16 protein-coding genes and 2 pseudogenes are annotated in these 16,930 nt (G+C 51.5%); 10 read left to right on the forward strand and 8 right to left on the reverse strand.

What is annotated here, in order from left to right:
- Positions 1 to 130, forward strand: a 130-nt coding sequence (locus BGK49_RS26350; protein ID WP_001554957.1) for an IS1 family transposase, incomplete at its 5' end; no start/stop codon positions are given.
- A gap of 15 nt (positions 131 to 145) precedes the next feature.
- Here the strand turns inward: BGK49_RS26350 and BGK49_RS10340 are convergent.
- Both BGK49_RS10340 and rbn read right to left on the reverse strand, forming a co-directional pair.
- Positions 146 to 1,285: pseudogene (locus tag BGK49_RS10340) on the reverse strand (ElaD/SseL family deubiquitinase); the annotation flags it as partial.
- 187 nt (positions 1,286 to 1,472) lie between these two features.
- A complete protein-coding gene (rbn, locus tag BGK49_RS10345; RefSeq protein WP_001300687.1) occupies positions 1,473 to 2,390 on the reverse strand; it encodes a ribonuclease BN in 918 nt (305 codons plus the stop codon).
- Positions 2,391 to 2,454: 64 nt separating this feature from the next.
- Here rbn and BGK49_RS10350 point away from each other — a divergent pair, with 64 nt between their 5' ends.
- The 9 genes from BGK49_RS10350 to pmrD all read left to right on the forward strand — a co-directional run bounded on the left by BGK49_RS10350 (position 2,455) and on the right by pmrD (position 10,726).
- On the forward strand, positions 2,455 to 2,916 hold the full coding sequence (locus tag BGK49_RS10350) for a GNAT family N-acetyltransferase (protein ID WP_000574088.1): 462 nt from the start codon (positions 2,455 to 2,457) through the stop codon (positions 2,914 to 2,916).
- A gap of 54 nt (positions 2,917 to 2,970) precedes the next feature.
- A complete protein-coding gene (elaB, locus tag BGK49_RS10355; RefSeq protein ID WP_000070624.1) occupies positions 2,971 to 3,276 on the forward strand; it encodes a stress response protein ElaB in 306 nt (101 codons plus the stop codon).
- A 78-nt stretch (positions 3,277 to 3,354) separates the two neighbouring features.
- Positions 3,355 to 4,650, forward strand: a complete 1,296-nt coding sequence (gene menF / locus BGK49_RS10360) for an isochorismate synthase MenF (RefSeq protein ID WP_001191393.1) — start codon at positions 3,355 to 3,357, stop codon at positions 4,648 to 4,650.
- An 88-nt stretch (positions 4,651 to 4,738) separates the two neighbouring features.
- A complete protein-coding gene (gene menD, locus BGK49_RS10365) occupies positions 4,739 to 6,409 on the forward strand; it encodes a 2-succinyl-5-enolpyruvyl-6-hydroxy-3-cyclohexene-1-carboxylic-acid synthase (RefSeq protein ID WP_005043255.1) in 1,671 nt (556 codons plus the stop codon).
- Positions 6,406 to 7,164 carry a 2-succinyl-6-hydroxy-2,4-cyclohexadiene-1-carboxylate synthase gene (gene menH, locus BGK49_RS10370; RefSeq protein WP_000600506.1) on the forward strand — a complete coding sequence of 253 codons (759 nt, stop codon included), beginning with the start codon at positions 6,406 to 6,408 and terminating at the stop codon, positions 7,162 to 7,164. Before menD ends, menH begins: the two co-directional genes overlap by 4 nt.
- Before the next feature lie 14 nt (positions 7,165 to 7,178).
- Entirely contained in the window at positions 7,179 to 8,036 is an 858-nt protein-coding gene (gene menB, locus BGK49_RS10375; protein ID WP_000640002.1) for a 1,4-dihydroxy-2-naphthoyl-CoA synthase, read from the forward strand.
- Positions 8,036 to 8,998, forward strand: a complete 963-nt coding sequence (gene menC / locus BGK49_RS10380; RefSeq protein ID WP_001255610.1) for an o-succinylbenzoate synthase — start codon at positions 8,036 to 8,038, stop codon at positions 8,996 to 8,998. The genes menB and menC overlap by 1 nt, the downstream gene beginning before the upstream one ends.
- Positions 8,995 to 10,350 (forward strand): o-succinylbenzoate--CoA ligase, encoded by a 1,356-nt coding sequence (gene menE, locus BGK49_RS10385; protein WP_000577613.1) that lies wholly within the window; start codon positions 8,995 to 8,997, stop codon positions 10,348 to 10,350. The genes menC and menE overlap by 4 nt, the downstream gene beginning before the upstream one ends.
- A 109-nt stretch (positions 10,351 to 10,459) precedes the next feature.
- The gene (gene pmrD / locus BGK49_RS10390) at positions 10,460 to 10,726 is read left to right on the forward strand and encodes a signal transduction protein PmrD (protein ID WP_001297080.1); all 267 of its coding nucleotides are present in this window, start codon (positions 10,460 to 10,462) and stop codon (positions 10,724 to 10,726) included.
- Here pmrD and arnF read toward each other — a convergent pair.
- The 6 genes and pseudogenes from arnF to arnC form a co-directional block, all read right to left on the reverse strand.
- Complete coding sequence (arnF, locus tag BGK49_RS10395; protein ID WP_000523005.1) at positions 10,720 to 11,106, reverse strand: 4-amino-4-deoxy-L-arabinose-phosphoundecaprenol flippase subunit ArnF; 387 nt, start codon at positions 11,104 to 11,106, stop codon at positions 10,720 to 10,722. The two genes, pmrD and arnF, sit on opposite strands and share 7 nt — an antisense overlap.
- Positions 11,106 to 11,441 (reverse strand): 4-amino-4-deoxy-L-arabinose-phosphoundecaprenol flippase subunit ArnE, encoded by a 336-nt coding sequence (arnE, locus tag BGK49_RS10400; RefSeq protein WP_000638031.1) that lies wholly within the window; start codon positions 11,439 to 11,441, stop codon positions 11,106 to 11,108. Before arnE ends, arnF begins: the two co-directional genes overlap by 1 nt.
- A complete protein-coding gene (gene arnT, locus BGK49_RS10405) occupies positions 11,438 to 13,090 on the reverse strand; it encodes a lipid IV(A) 4-amino-4-deoxy-L-arabinosyltransferase (RefSeq protein WP_000844041.1) in 1,653 nt (550 codons plus the stop codon). Before arnT ends, arnE begins: the two co-directional genes overlap by 4 nt.
- Positions 13,090 to 13,980: a 4-deoxy-4-formamido-L-arabinose-phosphoundecaprenol deformylase gene (gene arnD, locus BGK49_RS10410; protein WP_000169732.1), complete on the reverse strand. Its 891-nt coding sequence runs from the start codon at positions 13,978 to 13,980 to the stop codon at positions 13,090 to 13,092. Before arnD ends, arnT begins: the two co-directional genes overlap by 1 nt.
- Positions 13,977 to 15,959, reverse strand: a pseudogene (gene arnA, locus BGK49_RS10415) (bifunctional UDP-4-amino-4-deoxy-L-arabinose formyltransferase/UDP-glucuronic acid oxidase ArnA). The gene arnD and the pseudogene arnA overlap by 4 nt, the downstream one beginning before the upstream one ends.
- Complete coding sequence (gene arnC, locus BGK49_RS10420) at positions 15,959 to 16,927, reverse strand: undecaprenyl-phosphate 4-deoxy-4-formamido-L-arabinose transferase (protein ID WP_000461666.1); 969 nt, start codon at positions 16,925 to 16,927, stop codon at positions 15,959 to 15,961. The pseudogene arnA and the gene arnC overlap by 1 nt, the downstream one beginning before the upstream one ends.
- Positions 16,928 to 16,930 lie beyond the last annotated feature (3 nt).

Genomic DNA, 16,930 nt, shown 5'->3' on the forward strand with positions numbered 1-16,930 from the left:
TGAGCGACATAATCTGAATCTGAGACAACATCTGGCAAGGCTGGGACGGAAGTCACTGTCGTTCTCAAAATCGGTGGAGCTGCATGACAAGGTCATCGGGCATTATCTGAACATAAAACACTATCAGTAAGTTGGAGTCATTACCTGCATCGCCATATTTATCTAAATAACAATTCCTGTTTACCAGTCGATGTTGAAAATCAATTTTGTACTGCTCTTCTGCTGAATATTTTTTAAATCTGTCAGCATAGTTTTTTAATAACGTATAGGGGGCGCTGTCAGAATTGCTTTCCCTTTGTTCAATCACTTCTTGGGCTGCCATGCACACAAACGCACCGCAACTTTGGCTTAAGTATTGCTGAAGATCGGCATGTAAAAATATTATCTCTGGTTCATTTAAATGAACTTTTATATTATTATTCGACATTTCTCCCATGAGTTCAGAATTAAAACTATTAATGACACGCTTAAGTGAATTTTCTTTATCATGGCCTAGTGCACGCAATGAGTTGAATATGACACATTTTATTTGTAGTTTATTATTTTTTTTATTTACTATTTTCTGTAGCGAAACTAATATCCAGTGTCCGCCAGTATTTATGGGGAATAACTGGACTTCATTCGGCCATGATGGATCGCTCTTAATATTTTCATTGAGAGCGTCTTCCAGGTGAGTTCTGGTGGAGTAGGGGACGTAGAGACCAGTAAGATAATTGACTTGAGTATTTTTTGCATTAGCGGCGATCTTCTGAAGATAGCAAGCTATTTCATCTGTGGTTAATTGACGATTTTTATCCCAGAAGTTTGTACCATCACTCAGTTCATTATTCTCATCATTTAAAAGCACCTTTGAAAGCGACTGTTTTTCAGATATAAGAGGAATTTCATCACCGATAATTGTCATTAATTTCGAAGGGGAGAATAGCTTTTTGAACAGGAGAACATCTGAATTATCAGGACCAGTTGGTTTAAGGTGGAAGTTGGTTGCGGTATGTGCCAAATTATATAATTTTAAACAGGCATTTTTAATAAGTCGGATAATCGATAGGGTCTCATTTGTTGGGTTTCTAACAATATGGTAAAGAATATCTTCAGCTTTTTTTCCAAATTCATCATAACCTAACGCAATATTATGCAGTAACTCAATACTTTCTTCATCTCCGGATAACGCTGTTTTTTTTAAAGACTGCAGTAATTCCTCGGTCACAGTAAATTTTTCTGCAAATGTCTGACTGAGTTGGGTTTGAGATAATTGACAATAATTGCTGACAACTGTAACCATCATGGGCTCCTTTTAGTTGCAAAGGTTGTGCTGAATGAAGATAAAAAGAGGCAACTTATTGCTCTGAATATAGTGCGTAAGGAGATGAATAAATATCAAAAATCGCTCAATATGCCCGTGTGGGTGGATATATGTAGCGCGGGTTGCGATAACAGGGCAAGTTTCGCCCTGTTTTTAATAATAAGCAGAGTTAAACGTTAAACACGGTGAAATCATTCGCTAGTTCAGTCGCCGGGAAAATTGACCTGCATTCACGTAACAGGTGCTGACAACCTTTGTCATCATAGCGCGAGCTGACGTGGGTAATGATTAGCTTACCGACTCCAGCCTCACGGGCTAGTGTCGCAGCCTGGCGTGTAGAGCTATGGCCGCGACTATTGGCTTTGGCTTCCATGGTTATATCCAGCGTCGCTTCGTGCACCATGACATCGACACCTTTAGCCAGGTCAAGTGCGGCATCGCAGGGGCCGGTATCGCCGAAAATAGCGAGCGCTTTACCTGGCACTGGAGCAGCTAAGTAATCTGCGCCGTTAATCTGCCTTCCATCTTCCAGCGTGATTGTTTTGCCCGCTTTTAATTCCTGAAACAGTGGGCCAGGCGGCACGCCAGCAGCTTTTAATGCCTGGGCATTTAATGCACCCGGTTTATCATGTTCTTCAATACGATAGCCATAACATTCCAGTGGGTGTTCCAGCGGATAAGCGGTTACTTTGCGCAGGCCATCATCGAGAATTTCGCCAGCGCCAATTTCGACAATTTCCAGCGGATAATCGGTCCATGAGCCGCTAATCCGCAGCGCGGTTTCCACAAATTCACGGATACCTTGCGGACCATAAATCGTTAAGGGTTGGATAATGCCTGACATAGAACGACTGCACAGCAAGCCGGGTAAACCAAAAAGATGATCGCCATGAAGGTGACTGATAAAAATCTTGTCCAGTTTTCCAGGGTTAAAGGCGGTATGCAGTAGCTGATGCTGGGTGCCTTCACCGCAGTCAAACAACCAAAGTCCGCTCTGGGTCGGATGTTGCAGGTTAAGCAATATTGCCGTGACATTGCGCGTGCGGGTTGGCACACCGGCTGAAGTACCTAAAAAAATTAATTCCATGAGTTCATCACGTTTCAAAAAATATTCTGGCTAGTATAAGGCATACATCTAAAAGGAGAGCATTATGATTGAATGGCAAGATCTGCATCACTCTGAATTATCGGTTTCCCAGCTTTATGCCTTATTACAACTGCGTTGCGCGGTGTTTGTTGTCGAGCAGAATTGCCCTTATCAGGATATCGATGGTGATGATTTGACGGGGGATAATCGCCATATTCTCGGTTGGAAAAATGATGAACTGGTGGCATATGCGAGGATTCTGAAAAGTGATGATGATCTTGAGCCGGTCGTTATTGGTCGGGTGATTGTCAGTGAAGCGTTGCGTGGCGAAAAAGTGGGGCAGCAACTGATGAGTAAAACCCTCGACACCTGCACGCATCACTGGCCTGATAAGCCTGTTTACCTCGGGGCGCAGGCGCATCTGCAAAACTTCTACCAGAGTTTCGGTTTTATCCCTGTGACGGAGGTCTATGAAGAAGATGGTATCCCACACATTGGGATGGCACGCGAGGTAATTCAGGCGTAATCAACAACCCTTGTCTATAGTTAGTGACAGGTTTTACGCAAATGGAGAACGAGAATGTCTAATCAGTTTGGTGATACACGTATCGATGACGACCTGACGCTGCTTAGTGAAACACTGGAAGAGGTGCTCCGCTCCTCTGGCGATCCCGCTGATCAGAAATATGTTGAGCTGAAAGCGCGTGCAGAAAAAGCGCTGGATGATGTGAAAAAACGGGTTAGCCAGGTTTCAGACAGTTATTACTATCGGGCGAAGCAGGCTGTTTATCGTGCTGATGACTACGTCCACGAAAAACCTTGGCAAGGAATTGGTGTGGGCGCGGCCGTTGGGCTGGTACTAGGACTGTTGCTGGCACGCCGTTAAAACCTCCCTACACCGGGGTACTGCATTTTTTTTGTAGTACCCCGTATAATGTGAGGCTTTTAACAGGGAGAGGTCCGCGTGCAATCACTTACTACGGCGCTGGAAAATCTACTGCGCCATTTGTCGCAAGAGATTCCGGCGACACCCGGCATTCGGGTTATCGATATTCCTTTCCCTCTCAAAGACGCTTTTGATGCCTTGAGCTGGCTGGCCAGTCAGCAAACGTACCCGCAATTCTACTGGCAACAACGTAATGGTGATGAAGAAGCTGCCGTCCTGGGCGCGATTACCCGTTTTACGTCGTTGGACCAGGCACAACGTTTTCTTCGCCAGCACCCGGAACACGCCGACTTACGCATTTGGGGGCTGAATGCTTTTGACCCGTCGCAGGGCAATTTACTTTTACCCCGCCTGGAATGGCGACGCTGTGGCGGTAAAGCCACGCTGCGGCTGACGCTATTCAGCGAAAGCTCCCTTCAGCACGATGCGATTCAGGCAAAAGAATTTATCGCCACACTGGTGAGTATCAAGCCCTTGCCTGGGTTACATTTAACCACCACGCGAGAACAACACTGGCCGGACAAAACGGGCTGGACGCAATTAATCGAACTGGCAACGAAAACCATCGCCGAAGGTGAGCTCGACAAAGTGGTGCTCGCTCGGGCAACTGACCTGCATTTCGCAAGTCCGGTCAACGCGGCGGCGATGATGGCTGCCAGTCGTCGACTGAATCTGAATTGCTACCATTTTTACATGGCCTTTGATGGCGAAAATGCTTTTCTTGGCTCTTCACCGGAACGGTTATGGCGGCGGCGTGACAAAGCGCTGCGTACTGAAGCGCTGGCGGGAACAGTAGCAAATCATCCTGATGATAAGCAGGCGCAGCAGTTAGAAGAGTGGCTGATGGCGGATGATAAAAACCAGCGCGAGAACATGCTGGTGGTGGAAGATATCTGCCAACGATTACAGGCCGATACCCAGACGCTGGATGTTTTACCGCCGCAGGTACTGCGTCTGCGTAAAGTGCAGCATCTTCGCCGCTGTATCTGGACTTCACTCAACAAAGCGGATGATGTGATCTGTTTACATCAGTTGCAGCCAACGGCAGCAGTTGCTGGCTTACCGCGCGATCTGGCGCGACAGTTTATCGCCTGTCACGAACCGTTCACCCGAGAATGGTACGCCGGTTCTGCGGGCTATCTCTCATTACAACAAAGCGAATTCTGCGTTTCCCTGCGCTCAGCAAAAATTAGCGGCAATGTCGTGCGATTATATGCTGGCGCGGGCATTGTCCGTGGTTCCGACCCCGAGCAAGAGTGGCAGGAAATCGACAACAAAGCGGCAGGGTTGCGTACTTTATTACAAATGGAATAGTAATGAGTCGCATCATTACCGATTCATATCAATAATCTATTTTTGTAGCTCCTTATACTTAGCCGCAATATTGATACCGGACAAACTCATGTCAGTAAGCGCATTTAACCGACGCTGGGCGGCGGTCATTCTGGAAGCATTAACGCGTCACGGCGTCAGACACATCTGTATCGCCCCAGGCTCGCGTTCTACACCGTTAACGTTAGCGGCGGCGGAGAATTCCGCATTCATTCACCACACCCATTTCGATGAGCGTGGGTTGGGGCATCTGGCGCTGGGGCTGGCGAAAGTCAGCAAGCAGCCGGTGGCGGTGATTGTGACCTCCGGCACGGCGGTGGCAAATCTCTATCCGGCACTGATTGAAGCCGGGTTAACCGGAGAAAAACTGATTCTCTTAACCGCCGATCGCCCGCCGGAGCTAATTGACTGCGGCGCGAATCAGGCAATTCGCCAGCCGGGAATGTTCGCCTCTCACCCCACGCACAGTATTTCATTGCCGCGCCCGACCCAGGATATCCCCGCACGTTGGCTGGTTTCTACCATCGACCACGCTCTCGGTACGCTTCATGCGGGGGGAGTCCATATCAACTGCCCGTTTGCTGAACCGCTGTATGGCGAAATGGACGATACCGGGCTTAGCTGGCAACAGCGTCTGGGTGACTGGTGGCAGGACGACAAACCGTGGCTGCGTGAAGCGCCTAGTCTGGAAAGTGAAAAACAGCGCGACTGGTTCTTCTGGCGACAAAAGCGCGGCGTGGTGGTTGCCGGGCGCATGAGTGCGGAAGAGGGCAAAAAAGTTGCCCTGTGGGCGCAAACTCTTGGCTGGCCGCTGATTGGCGATGTGCTGTCACAAACCGGGCAGCCGCTGCCGTGTGCCGATCTTTGGTTAGGCAATGCCAAAGCGACCAGCGAGCTGCAGCAGGCGCAAATTGTGGTGCAACTGGGAAGCAGCCTGACGGGCAAACGGCTCCTGCAATGGCAGGCAAGCTGTGAACCCGAAGAGTACTGGATTGTGGATGACATCGAAGGGCGGCTTGATCCGGCGCACCATCGTGGACGCCGCTTAATTGCCAATATTGCCGACTGGCTGGAGCTGCATCCGGCAGAAAAACGCCAGCCCTGGTGCGTTGAAATCCCGCGCCTGGCGGAACAGGCAATGCAGGCGGTTATTGCCCGTCGCGATGCGTTTGGCGAAGCGCAACTGGCGCATCGCATCAGCGACTATCTGCCTGAACAGGGGCAATTGTTTGTCGGTAACAGCCTGGTGGTACGTCTGATTGATGCGCTTTCGCAACTTCCGGCAGGTTACCCGGTGTACAGCAACCGAGGGGCCAGCGGTATCGACGGACTGCTTTCGACCACCGCAGGCGTTCAGCGGGCAAGCGGCAAACCGACGCTGGCGATTGTGGGCGATCTCTCCGCACTTTACGATCTCAACGCGCTGGCGTTATTGCGTCAGGTTTCTGCGCCGCTGGTATTAATTGTGGTGAACAACAACGGCGGGCAAATTTTCTCGCTGTTGCCAACGCCGCAAAGCGAGCGTGAGCGTTTCTATCTGATGCCGCAAAACGTCCATTTTGAGCACGCCGCCGCGATGTTCGAGCTGAAATATCATCGTCCGCAAAACTGGCAGGAACTTGAAACGGCATTTGCCGACGCCTGGCGCACGCCAACCACCACGGTGATTGAAATGGTGGTTAACGACACCGATGGTGCGCAAACGCTCCAGCAACTTCTGGCGCAGGTAAGCCATTTATGATCCTGCACGCGCAGGCAAAACACGGAAAACCAGGTTTACCCTGGCTGGTGTTTTTGCACGGTTTTTCCGGCGATTGCCACGAATGGCAAGAAGTGGGCGAGGCGTTTGCCGACTACTCACGGTTGTATGTTGATCTCCCAGGTCATGGTGGTTCGGCGGCGATTAGCGTCGATGGATTTGATGATGTCACCGACTTACTGCGTAAAACCTTGGTTAGTTACAACATCCTTGACTTCTGGCTGGTGGGGTACTCGCTTGGCGGACGGGTGGCGATGATGGTGGCTTGCCAGGGGCTGGCGGGGCTTTGTGGGGTTATTGTCGAAGGCGGGCATCCGGGGCTGCAAAATGCTGAACAACGTGCGGAACGTCAGCGTTCCGATCGCCAATGGGCGCAGCGTTTTCGCACAGAACCGTTAACGGCGGTATTTGCCGACTGGTATCAACAGCCTGTTTTTGCCTCGCTCAATGACGATCAACGCCGGGAGCTGGTGGCGCTGCGCAGCAACAATAATGGCGCAACCCTTGCCGCCATGCTGGAGGCGACTTCTCTCGCCGTCCAGCCTGATTTACGTGCTAACCTTAGCGCCCGCACATTTGCGTTTTATTATTTATGTGGTGAACGTGACAGCAAATTCCGCGCCCTGGCGGCGGAACTGGCTGCCGACTGCCATGTCATTCCTCGCGCCGGACATAACGCGCATCGGGAAAATCCCGCTGGCGTAATCGCAAGTCTGGCGCAGATCTTGCGTTTCTGACTAAAGGACACAATATGATTTATCCTGATGAAGCAATGCTTTACGCACCGGTTGAATGGCACGACTGCTCCGAAGGTTTCGAGGACATTCGTTATGAAAAATCCACCGATGGTATCGCAAAAATCACCATTAATCGTCCGCAGGTGCGCAATGCCTTCCGTCCTCTGACGGTAAAAGAGATGATCCAGGCACTGGCAGATGCGCGTTATGACGACAACGTCGGCGTGATCATTCTGACTGGCGCAGGTGATAAAGCGTTCTGCTCCGGCGGTGACCAGAAAGTGCGTGGTGATTACGGCGGCTATAAAGATGATTCCGGCGTACATCACCTGAACGTGCTGGACTTCCAGCGTCAGATCCGTACCTGTCCGAAACCGGTTGTCGCGATGGTGGCTGGCTACTCCATCGGCGGCGGTCACGTTCTGCACATGATGTGCGACCTGACTATCGCGGCAGATAATGCCATCTTCGGTCAGACTGGCCCGAAAGTCGGTTCCTTCGACGGCGGCTGGGGCGCTTCCTACATGGCTCGCATCGTCGGACAGAAAAAAGCGCGGGAAATCTGGTTCCTGTGCCGTCAGTACGACGCGAAACAGGCGCTGGATATGGGCCTTGTCAACACCGTGGTACCGCTGGCGGATCTGGAAAAAGAGACCGTTCGCTGGTGCCGCGAAATGCTGCAAAACAGTCCGATGGCGCTGCGCTGCCTGAAAGCTGCACTGAACGCCGACTGTGACGGGCAGGCGGGGCTGCAGGAGTTGGCGGGCAACGCCACCATGCTGTTCTACATGACGGAAGAAGGTCAGGAAGGTCGCAACGCTTTCAACCAGAAACGTCAGCCTGATTTCAGCAAATTTAAACGGAATCCGTAATGCGTAGCGCGCAGGTATACCGCTGGCAGATCCCCATGGACGCGGGGGTGGTTCTGCGCGACAGGCGGTTAAAAACCCGCGACGGGCTGTACGTTTGCCTGCGTGAGGGCGAGCGCGAAGGGTGGGGGGAGATCTCCCCACTGCCGGGCTTCAGCCAGGAAACCTGGGAAGAGGCGCAAAGCGTGCTGCTTGCCTGGGTAAATAACTGGCTGGCAGGCGATTGCGAGCTACCGCAGATGCCTTCCGTTGCCTTTGGCGTAAGCTGTGCATTGGCGGAGCTGGCAGATACGCTCCCGCAGGCGGCCAATTACCGTGCGGCACCACTGTGTAATGGCGATCCTGACGATCTGATCCTCAAACTTGCTGATATGCCAGGCGAGAAAGTGGCGAAGGTCAAAGTGGGATTGTACGAAGCCGTGCGCGACGGCATGGTGGTTAATCTGTTGCTGGAGGCAATTCCGGATCTGCATTTGCGTCTTGACGCAAATCGCGCCTGGACACCGCTGAAAGGTCAGCAGTTTGCCAAATATGTTAACCCGGATTATCGCCACCGCATCGCGTTTCTCGAAGAGCCGTGCAAAACCCGCGATGATTCGCGAGCGTTTGCCCGTGAAACCGGCATTGCCATTGCCTGGGATGAAAGCCTGCGCGAGCCGGATTTTGCCTTTGTGGCTGAAGAGGGCGTGCGCGCGGTAGTTATCAAACCCACGCTCACGGGCAGTCTGGAAAAAGTACGCGAGCAGGTACAGGCGGCGCACGCGTTGAGGCTGACGGCGGTGATCAGTTCTTCTATTGAGTCGAGCTTAGGCTTAACGCAACTGGCGCGGATTGCCGCCTGGTTAACGCCGGACACCATTCCAGGGCTGGACACGCTGGATCTGATGCAGGCGCAGCAGGTACGTCGCTGGCCGGGTAGCACGCTGCCTGTCGTGGAAGTTGATGCACTGGAGCGGTTGTTATGATCTTCTCTGACTGGCCGTGGCGTCACTGGCGGCAAGTGCGGGGAGAAGCCATCGCCTTACGTCTTAATGACGAGCAACTCAACTGGCGCGAGCTTTGTGCTCGCGTCGATGAGTTAGCTACGGGCTTTGCGGCGCAGGGTGTGGTTGAGGGCAGCGGCGTGATGTTGCGGGCGTGGAATACGCCGCAAACGCTGCTCGCCTGGCTGGCGTTACTGCAATGCGGGGCGCGGGTGCTGCCCGTAAATCCACAGCTTCCGCAACCGTTGCTTGAGGAATTACTGCCAAATCTTACACTGCAATATGCGCTGGTGCTGGAAGGAGAAAATACTTTCCCGGCGTTAACTTCACTGCATATTCAGATGGTTGAAGGCACACATTCAGCTCTGTGGCAACCAACACGTCTTTGTTCAATGACATTGACCTCCGGCTCCACCGGTTTACCGAAAGCCGCTGTCCATACTTATCAGGCCCATCTTGCCAGTGCGCAAGGTGTGTTATCGCTGATTCCGTTTGGCGATCACGATGACTGGTTGCTCTCTTTACCGCTGTTTCACGTCTCCGGTCAGGGAATTATGTGGCGCTGGTTATACGCTGGTGCGCGGATGACGGTGCGTGATAAACAGCCATTGGAGCAAATGCTGGCAGGCTGTACTCACGCTTCACTGGTGCCAACACAACTCTGGCGTTTGCTGGTTAACCGCAGTTCCGTTTCCCTGAAAGCGGTGTTACTTGGCGGCGCGGCTATCCCGGTCGAGTTGACGGAACAGGCGCGCGAGCAGGGGATTCGTTGCTTTTGCGGCTATGGTCTGACCGAGTTTGCCTCCACGGTATGTGCGAAAGAAGCCGACGGCCTGGCAGATGTTGGTTCGCCGCTGCCGGGTCGGGAAGTGAAAATCGTTAATAATGAAGTGTGGCTGCGGGCTGCCAGTATGGCAGAAGGTTACTGGCGTAACGGGCAACTGGTTTCACTGGTTAATGACGAAGGCTGGTACGCTACGCGCGATCGCGGTGAGATGCATAATGGCAAGCTGACCATTGTCGGACGTTTAGACAATCTGTTATTCAGTGGCGGTGAGGGTATTCAGCCGGAAGAAGTCGAGCGTGTTATTGCTGCACATCCTGCGGTTTTGCAGGTGTTTATCGTTCCCGTTGCCGACAAGGAGTTTGGTCATCGGCCGGTAGCGGTGGTGGAGTATGACCAGCAAACCGTTGATCTTGGCGAATGGGTGAAAGATAAGCTGGCTCGTTTTCAACAACCGGTGCGCTGGCTGACTTTACCGCCGGAGCTGAAAAACGGCGGTATTAAAATTTCACGTCAGGCGCTAAAAGAGTGGGTGCAACGTCAGCAATAATTAACCCTCCGTTTCACTTCTCATTTCTGCCATTCCATTGCCGTTGATAAAGAGTTTATCTGTTAATCTGTAAATTGATGTGAAAACTCTTAGCAAACAGGATAATGCAATGGAATGGCTGGTCAAAAAATCGTGCTGCAATAAACAAGATAACAGACATGTACTTATGCTCTGCGATGCTGGCGGCGCGATAAAAATGATCGCCGAAGTGAAGAGTGACTTCGCCGTGAAAGTGGGGGATTTACTCTCTCCTTTGCAGAATGCGCTTTATTGTATTAATCGTGAAAAGCTGCATACGGTGAAAGTCCTCTCGGCAAGCAGTTATAGCCCCGATGAGTGGGAACGGCAGTGTACAGCGGCAGGGAAAACTCAGTAACGTTGTTTTGTCGTGGGCAGGAAAATCAGCATCAACCCGCTCATAATACAGGCTACTCCCAGTAGTGCTTTCAGCGAAAAAGTCCCTTCCCAGCCGGGAAGTACCATTGAAGCAATCCATACCAGCACATAACTCATACTGAGCAAGGCATAGGCTTTGCTTAGCGCAAGTTTATGTAGCGTTTTATACCAACAAAAAACGGAAAGCAGATAACCCAGCAGCCCGAGTAACAGTATCCGGGCATCCAGGCCAAAAGCTAACAGAGCCGCGATAAAATCCCATAAGTGCGTCATCGGCGGCAGATGACTTGCCGCAAAACCCAGGCTTAATTGCGCAACTGAGGCAATAATGACGCTGAATAATCCCCATATCAGGCCCATTACACCGTACTCCCGAGGATCACAATGCCACCAATAATGAACGCCACCCCACACCAGTGACGCGGCGATACCGGTTCGTGCCACAGTTTTACTGCAGCCAGCGTCACCCAGACAAAATTCAGACTTAACATCGGGTAGGCAATGCCTACCGGTACGTTCTGCAAGACCAGCAGCCAGAGCACCATGGCAAGACCAAGACAAGCCAGCGCCAGTCCCAGCCACAGCACGATATGTTTGCGCCGTTTGTTTATCGCCACAAAGCAGGTTGCCTGTTTCTGACACAACTGCCCGGCAACGCTAAGCAAGCTGGCAAAGACTAATGTTAGCCAGATCATTTGGGACGATACTGAATCAGCACCAGACGCTCCTGACGATCGATGGCATCTGCGGGCGGAATGGCGAGACTGTTGATATCTTCATCGCGGTCAACCGAAAGCATGAGTGTAATAATCCCCTCCTGACGATGTTGATTAAGCCAGTTTGCGAACTCATCACCGCTGACAAATCTCCCTTTCGCATCCGGATAATTAAGGCCGTATTTCAACTCACCTGTCTGGCGATACATGATGATGTCATCGCGTTGCAGGCTCCATGCCAGACCTGCGGCAACACCGACGCTATCAGTAAGAATATAGCGGCTTGGTTGAAGTGATTCTTGTGTTATCTCGACAAAAAATTGCGGATGTTTTCCTTCCATGACTCTGTCAGGAATTGAAAATCCTACCAGCAACGCCAGCCCCAGCGGGCAAAGCGCGGCGAAAGACCAGGTCTTTTCGACGTTTGTTAAGGTGTACCAGCCGAAAAATGCCCATAGCGAAAAAATCGACCAGGCACAAAAGACTTTATAGCTCTCGAAGGTTTGCCACACCGGCGTGTTCATTGGTCCCCACGGGGAGACCACAAATGTGGCAATAATGCCAGTGACGCCAAAAGCGATGTTAATCCAGCCATTAATCCGCAGCGCCAGAGGATTATTTTTTGCTGCCAGCAAAGCGTAATGCGCCATCAGCATTGCCAGAGATGCAAAGCAGGAAAGAATATAGGTGGGCAATTTACCTTTAGCGACGGAGAAAAACAGCAGCGGCATTATCGTCCAGCTCAAAAAATAGACGGTTGCGGAATGCTTGCGGTTTTTCCAGCCTGTGTACAGTGCACCGGGGAGTAATCCCAGCCACGGCAGGCTACCGGCAATGATGACCGGCACGTAGTACCAGAACGGAGCTCTATGTTGGGCATCATCCAGTGCAAAGCGTTGAATATGCTCAACCCAGAAAAAATAGTGCCAGAAGTCAGGCTCCCGCTGCGCTATCGCCAGTCCCCAAGGGAGAACCGTCAGTACGCAACTGATAACCGCCAGCCAGCCGTAAATAAAGAGATCTTTCCAGCGTTTTTGCGTCGCTACCCATGGCAGCACGCTTAATACCGGCACGGCAAGGGCGAGAAAACCTTTGGTCATCACCCCCATGCCGCAGGTGATTCCCAGCAGTAAAAATCCTGCGCTTTTGCCTTTCCACGTCTGTGCCTGCATTGCCAGCCAGAAGCTGCACATTCCCGCCACCAGCCAGAATGCAATAAACGGATCGAGCACGGCATAAGTGCCGATGGCATAGACAATAAACAATGAGAGATAAATTACTGTGGCGAGTAGAGCCAGACGTTTATCGCGCCATAAGCGCAGAGTAAACCAGGTCACCAGCGCGGCAGTTAACAGGGTCGCAAAGATAACGCCTGCCCGCACACCAAAGTTATTCGCGCCAAATAGCCATTGCCCAATGCTGTTAATCCAGTATCCGGCAATGGGTTTTTCGAAATAACGTAGCCCTAACAGATGGGGCACAATCCAGTCGCCGGATGCCAGCATTTCTCGACTGATTTCCGCATAACGCGTTTCATCGGGTTGCCAGAGCAGACGCGTGCTGATCGGTAACAGGTAATAGCAGGCAATAAACGCGAAGAGGCCGATAAGGTAACGTACCGATTTCATCAGCGACTATCCGCAATTTGTTGGCAACCCAGCCAGCCTTCACGTCCGGCAATATTTCCGCGAACAACTTGTCCGAGCGGCAACGTCTCTGATAACAGTTCGCTTAAAGGGCAAAATGTCACGCCTTCCTGAGCTGCGCGTTTGAGGAGATCCACAAAATTATGCTGATAATCGCAGCCTTCAACTTCTGCATGAATGGTATAAACCGGCGTGCCTTTATCTCGCAGGATGCGGTTGAGTAACCAACCGTTAAAATCTTCTGTTTTCACATCCCGACCAATCACTTCATCCCAGGTGGGTAAGGTCACCGGAATTTGCGCAGTGCCAGGGTTTCCTGATTCGAGCAATGGACGGAACGGCATGGCCCCACGACAATCGCTGTTGTAGCGCAAATGGAACGCTTCTTTTGCTTCGATCACCTTCTGGTCGGCACGCCAGCCCGCAGCGGCAGAACAGGTTACCGGTTGACCGATAATCTCTTCCAGAGTGCGAAGACCGCGTGCAATATCGTCGATCATTGTTTGCCGATCCCAGTTACCGCTACGGGCTTGCCAGGCATGGTGATCCCAGGCGTGCAGGCCGACTTCGTGATGTTTAGCCGCTTCACGAATGATATCGGCATTGGCATGACCAATCTCTTTACCTGGCCAGGCCGTACCTGCCAGTAAAATATCCCAGCCATAAAGCGATGCCGCGTTTGAGCGCAGCATCTTCCACAAAAACTGTGGCTTCACCAGTCGCCAGAGATGGCGGCCCATATTGTCCGGGCCGACGCTGAAAAAAATGCTGGCCTGAATATTATGCTTACTCAAGATTTCCAGCAGACGCGGCACGCCTTCACGGGTGCCACGAAAGGTATCGACATCAATGCGTAAGCCTACTTTGGTCATGATGGTTTATCCGTAAGATCAACGGTGCGCAGGAAGAAATCCAGCGTTTCGTCGATGGTTTCCTGCATATCAATTTTCGGCTCCCAGTCCAGGCAGCGGTGGGCATTGCGGATGCTCGGTTTACGATGCTCTACGTCCTGATATCCTTTGCCGTAGTAGCTGCTACTTTCGACAACGCGAAAGCCCGCAAACGGTGGGAAATGATGGCGCAGCGGATGTTTTTCGAAGCTCGCCAGCAGCATCTCGCCCAGTTCCTCAATTCTCGCTTCGTTCTCAGGATTGCCAATGTTGATAATTTCACCGTCGCAGCGATTTCCCGCATTTTCGATAATGCGGTATAACGCCTCGATACCATCGCGAATATCAGTAAAGCAGCGTTTTTGTTTTCCGCCATCAATCAGCTTAATCGGTGAACCTTCTACCAGATTGAGAATGAGTTGCGTAATAGCGCGGGAGCTGCCGATTCGTGCCGCATTAAGGTTATCCAGTCGTGGTCCCATCCAGTTAAACGGGCGGAAGAGGGTGAACTGTAAACCCTCTTTTTCGCCATAGGCCCAGATCACCCGATCAAGTAATTGTTTTGATACCGAATAAATCCAGCGTGGTTTATTCACCGGGCCGACGATTAAATTAGAATGGTCCTCATCGAAGTATTTATCGCTACACATCCCATAAACTTCTGAAGTTGACGGGAAGATGATTCGCTTACGGTACTTCACGCAGTAGCGGATAATGCGCAGATTCTCTTCAAAATCGAGTTCAAATACGCGCAGCGGGTTGCGGGTATATTCAATCGGCGTGGCTATCGCCACCAGCGGCAAGACGACATCACATTTTTTGACATGATACTCAATCCATTCGGAATGAATACTGATATCGCCTTCAACAAAGTGAAAATGCGGATGATTCAGAAAACGGCTTATCGCATCGCTGCCAATATCCAGACCGTAAACTTCATAATGATCTTCGCGCAGCAGGCGTTCTGTCAGATGGTTGCCAATAAAGCCATTCACCCCGAGGATGAGTACCCGGGTACGGCGTCGGGCGGTGCAGGCAGGCTGGCTATTCAAGCGTGAACCTTGCACCAGGCCCAGCGTCTGCGCTAATTGCGAGCCCTGCATAGTAATGCCGTCGCCCGCCTGTCCGGTGACGATTTCCAGCGCGCCATCGCCACAGGCAATCAACAGCGGTGCAATAGAAATCACGCTCCCCGGCTGTGCTTTGCTGGCATGAGGATGAACACGCGACGACCAGACGGTGAATTTCTGATTGCCAACATAGCTGAAGGCACCCGGCCACGGATCGGCAACGGCACGTACCATGTTGTGCAGTACGGATGCCGGTTTATGTCATTCAAGGAAACTGTCATCCGGCGTTCTGCGACCAAAACAGGTGGCTTCGTTTTCGCGCTGGGCGATTTCCAGAATATTACCGTGTTTAATGGCGGGTAATGTCTGTTCCAGTAGCTGGCGCGCGGCATGGCACAATTTATGATGCAGCGTAATAGCGATATCGTCTGGCGCAATGGCAACGCGCAGTTGCGCCACAATGGCCCCAGCATCGGCACGTTTTACCATTCGGTGCAATGTAACGCCCGTTTCCGTTTCACCGTTCACCAGCACCCAGTTCAGCGGCGCGCGACCACGATATTTTGGTAACAGCGAACCGTGCAGATTAAATGCACCTGCGGGAGCGAGCTGCAAAATCTCGTCGCAAATAAGATGGCGATAATAAAAAGAGAAAATCACCTCTGGTGACAGTTGGGCAATGCGTTCCACCCACAGCGGATGATTAACGTTATCCGGCGCATAAACCGGAATGCCTCTTTCCGCCGCCAGATGAGCCACCGAACCATAAAAGGCTTTTTCACCGGGATTATCGGTATGGGTAAAAATGGCGCTAATTTCGTAACCGGCAGCCAGCAGAGCTTCAATACCGAGGCATCCCATATCGTGGTAGGCAAAAACGACGGTTTTCATTATTCATTTTCCTTGCTGGATGGACGGATAACTTGCTGAACAAAATAGCGGGGGCGGGCGCGGACATCGGTGTAGATCCTGCCGATATATTCACCGAGTAATCCCATGCCGATAAACTGAGCGCCAATAAAAGTAAACAGCACGGCAAATAGCATAAAGACGCCTTCTGCCGCCCATTGTGGTCCGAAGGTCAGGCGTAAAATCACCAGCAGCACCGCAATGCTAAAATCTCCAATCGCAATAATGCTGCCGAGCAGACTCAGCATACGTAGCGGCGTTGTGGTAAGGCAGGTCACCAGGTCGTACATCAAATTAATCAGGCGCATAAAACTGTATTTGGATTCACCAAACTCACGCTCGGCATGATGTACTGGAATTTCAATGGCACGGCGGGCGAAGATATTCGCCAGAATCGGGATAAAGGTGCTACGTTCATGGCAGTGCAACATCGCATCGACAATATGACGGCGATAGGCGCGCAGCATACAACCGTAGTCACCCATCGCTTTGCCGGTGGTGCGCTGAATAAGCCGGTTAATCATCTTCGAAGCTGTTTTACGAAACCAGCTGTCCTGGCGGTTCTGGCGTACAGTCCCTACCACGTCGTAACCTTCATCGGCTTTTGCCACTAGGCGGGGGATTTCTTCTGGCGGATTCTGGAGATCGGCATCAAGGGTAATAATTAAGTCGCCAGTAACGTGACTGAATCCCGCCATAATCGCTGAATGTTGCCTGTAATTGCGGTTAAGCAAAATAGACACAATATGGCTGTTCTCCGCTTGTGAGGCTTCGACCAGCATATGCGCGGAATTATCGCTACTGCCGTCATCAATCAGCAGGATCTCATACTCTTTCCCCAACGATTCACAGGCTGTGGTGGTGCGCCTGATTAATTCCGGTAAGCTTTCCTGCTCGTTATAAACGGGAATAACCACCGAGACTTTCTTAACAGGGTGGATTTCAAACATGGC

The sequence above is a fragment of the Shigella sp. FC1544 genome, assembly GCF_001722145.1.
Taxonomy (GTDB): domain Bacteria; phylum Pseudomonadota; class Gammaproteobacteria; order Enterobacterales; family Enterobacteriaceae; genus Escherichia; species Escherichia coli.

What these genes read in the sequence shown, in the direction of transcription:
- rbn (WP_001300687.1), bottom strand. Translation starts at nt 2,390, where the DNA reads ATGGAATTAATTTTTTTAGGTACTTCAGCCGGTGTGCCAACCCGCACG.
- BGK49_RS10350 (WP_000574088.1), top strand. Translation starts at nt 2,455, where the DNA reads ATGATTGAATGGCAAGATCTGCATCACTCTGAATTATCGGTTTCCCAG.
- elaB (WP_000070624.1), top strand. Translation starts at nt 2,971, where the DNA reads ATGTCTAATCAGTTTGGTGATACACGTATCGATGACGACCTGACGCTG.
- menD (WP_005043255.1), top strand. Translation starts at nt 4,739, where the DNA reads ATGTCAGTAAGCGCATTTAACCGACGCTGGGCGGCGGTCATTCTGGAA.
- menH (WP_000600506.1), top strand. Translation starts at nt 6,406, where the DNA reads ATGATCCTGCACGCGCAGGCAAAACACGGAAAACCAGGTTTACCCTGG.
- menB (WP_000640002.1), top strand. Translation starts at nt 7,179, where the DNA reads ATGATTTATCCTGATGAAGCAATGCTTTACGCACCGGTTGAATGGCAC.
- menC (WP_001255610.1), top strand. Translation starts at nt 8,036, where the DNA reads ATGCGTAGCGCGCAGGTATACCGCTGGCAGATCCCCATGGACGCGGGG.
- menE (WP_000577613.1), top strand. Translation starts at nt 8,995, where the DNA reads ATGATCTTCTCTGACTGGCCGTGGCGTCACTGGCGGCAAGTGCGGGGA.
- pmrD (WP_001297080.1), top strand. Translation starts at nt 10,460, where the DNA reads ATGGAATGGCTGGTCAAAAAATCGTGCTGCAATAAACAAGATAACAGA.
- arnF (WP_000523005.1), bottom strand. Translation starts at nt 11,106, where the DNA reads ATGGGCCTGATATGGGGATTATTCAGCGTCATTATTGCCTCAGTTGCG.
- arnE (WP_000638031.1), bottom strand. Translation starts at nt 11,441, where the DNA reads ATGATCTGGCTAACATTAGTCTTTGCCAGCTTGCTTAGCGTTGCCGGG.
- arnT (WP_000844041.1), bottom strand. Translation starts at nt 13,090, where the DNA reads ATGAAATCGGTACGTTACCTTATCGGCCTCTTCGCGTTTATTGCCTGC.
- arnD (WP_000169732.1), bottom strand. Translation starts at nt 13,980, where the DNA reads ATGACCAAAGTAGGCTTACGCATTGATGTCGATACCTTTCGTGGCACC.
- arnC (WP_000461666.1), bottom strand. Translation starts at nt 16,927, where the DNA reads ATGTTTGAAATCCACCCTGTTAAGAAAGTCTCGGTGGTTATTCCCGTT.